Source organism: Camelimonas sp. ID_303_24, assembly GCF_053543495.1.
This window is the reverse complement of record NZ_JBLLJM010000049.1, coordinates 1-2,405: the sequence shown is the minus strand read 5'-3', so window position 1 is coordinate 2,405 and position 2,405 is coordinate 1. Positions and strand designations below refer to the sequence as shown.

The window sequence follows — 2,405 nt, the reverse complement described above, 5'->3', positions numbered from 1 at the left end:
GACAAGGCCGACAGGAAGACTGCCTGGGAATTCCTTCAGCATATGCTCGAAGCCGTGCCCTACCAGGTCCATACCATTCTCACCGATAACGGCATCCAGTTCGCGGAGCAGTCTCGGAACCCGAATACCATCTACTCCCGGCCAATGCGCTTCGACATGATCTGCGAGGCCAACGGGATCGAGCACAGGGTAACCAAACCCAACCATCCATGGAACAATGGCCAGGTCGAACGGATGAACCGCACGATCAAGGAGGCCATCGTCAAGCGCTTTCATTACGACCGCCACGAGCAGCTGCGAACACACCTCGCCGACTTCATGGCGGCCTACAACTTCGCACGAAGGCTCAAAACGCTGAAGGGGCTCACCCCTGACGAGTTCGTCTGCAAACAATGGACTTCAAAGCCTGCACGATTCATCATCGAGCCAATCCATCAAAAGCCGGGGCTGAACACCTAAATTGGAACAGCTGTCGTCACCGGCGATAGATGGTGAACTTTTCCACCGGCTGCTTAGCCGAAAAAGCCAAATGCTTTCATAGGCGATAGCTTGGCTACGGTGCGACTGACGGTAAGTCGCCTTTTGAAAATATTTTTCCGCTTTTCTCTTCGATCGGTTGGGCTGTGTAGTCGATAAGAGTGGGAGTGATGTGACCCGAAAACGCTCGCGGCATCTGCGGCCAGCCTTAATGAAAAGCCCGCATTCATGCGGGTTTTTTGTTGCGGTGTGATTGGTCCGGCCGGGGGGCGTGGCGGCGCCTGTCGCCCAGCCAGGCGTTGCGCCACAAATCGCACGGCTGCCCAATTTGGGGGAATGCAGCGCGTCATCCGCGCGGCGCGCGGCGTCGCATGACAACGGATCGGGGCGCCAGCGCCAATGGTTGCGCCGGTTGAAGTGGATGCCGGGCATCCCTATCTGCCAACCTTACGGTCCACGAGAACAGCCTCCCTCATGATTCAAAAATCTGGAAAACGCGCCCTTTTGCTGCGCAACCCGCATGCGCGGCGCGGCCAGGAGTCGATCGCCCCGGTGCTCGAACGCCTGGAGAGCGGCGGGCTTGACGTGGCGGTGGAGACGTTTGAGGCTCTGCCTGAAATTGCCCGCGATATCGTGCGGCTTCGCGACCGGGCCGATCTGGTGATCGTTTGCGGCGGCGATGGCTCGATTTCCTCGGCGGCGCTGGCCGCGATGGAAAGCGGCCTGCCATTGGGCATCATTCCCATGGGCACCGCCAACGATCTTGCCCGCACGCTCAACATACCCATGGACCTGCCGGCCGCAGCCGACGTGATCGCCCGGGGCCAGACGCGGGCGGTGGATGTTGGCACGGTAAATGGTTATGCGTTCTTCAACGTCGCCAGCATTGGGTTGAGCAGCGATCTCGCCCAACGTCTGGATCCTGACATCAAGAAGCGTTTCGGCCGGTTTGGCTATGCGCTGGCTGCCCTGAAGGTGCTGTCCGGCGCTTCACGCTTCCATGCCACCATCACGGAGAAGGGTGGGGCGATCGATGTGGAAACCTACCAGATCGCCGTCGGCAATGGCCGGCACTATGGCGGCGGCAATGTGGTGCAGGAGAGCGCCGAGATCGATGACGGCCACCTCGACCTCTACAGCCTGGAAATGAAGAACCTCTGGAAACTGGCGCTGATGCTGCGGTCATTCCGCTCGGGCACGCATGGAGCATGGAGCGAGGTGCGCACCGCGCGCTGCATCGAGTTCGATATCGTGACGAAAAAGCCCATGCCCATCAACACAGACGGCGAAATCGTCACCGCAACGCCAGGCCACTTCAAGGTTCACCCAAAAGCCATCTCCATATTTGTTCCGGAAATTTTGCCGCAGGTTGCTTCGGATGCGTGGAAGGCGTCTTACTGACCGCCTCGTGGTTATCGATACGCAATATCACGAGCTACCGAATATCTTTCGCCCGAAGTGTTGATCAATCAGGATTGGGCCCCTGGCGCCAGATCAAATGAGCACTTTGTTTGAACAGTTCAAATGATCGAGATCTATGGGCTGGTATAATCGTATCGCGAGGCATGGAGCCAAAGTTAATAGCGCCGATGGGAGTGATGACAGGCTTCGATGGTCGGTTATGGGCCACTGACACATGACAGCTCTGTTCCACCCTTGGCGATTCCGGCAGTGGTAACCTGCTTCCTATCAAAAGCCTGACTTTCGCGGTATATGATATCCTCGCAACGCATGATAACGACCCGCGTTGCGCCATCCCTGCGCTTGTGGGTGAGGATGGCCCCATCGGTTGTTGCCAGCCTTGATTGGTTGTTACCTTGTAGCGGCTATCCGGAAAAATGTTCCTGAATACGCAAAACACACAGCCATACGCATCATGACCGACACCACGTCTTAGGTTGGAAACCTATACAATTGTCTGAATTTGT

General features: G+C 57.3%; 2 protein-coding genes. Both read left to right on the top strand.

Features of this window, described 5'->3' with window-relative positions:
- A partial coding sequence (locus ACERNI_RS17800; RefSeq protein ID WP_448834568.1) for an integrase core domain-containing protein occupies positions 1–459 on the top strand: 459 nt, incomplete at its 5' end.
- A gap of 492 nt (positions 460–951) precedes the next feature.
- Positions 952–1,878 carry a lipid kinase gene (locus ACERNI_RS17795; RefSeq protein ID WP_448834567.1) on the top strand — a complete coding sequence of 309 codons (927 nt, stop codon included), beginning with the start codon at positions 952–954 and terminating at the stop codon, positions 1,876–1,878.
- The last annotated feature ends 527 nt before the right edge of the window (positions 1,879–2,405 follow it).

Excerpts from the sequence above, each read along its gene's own strand:
- ACERNI_RS17795 (WP_448834567.1), top strand. The coding sequence starts at position 952 with ATGATTCAAAAATCTGGAAAACGCGCCCTTTTGCTGCGCAACCCGCAT.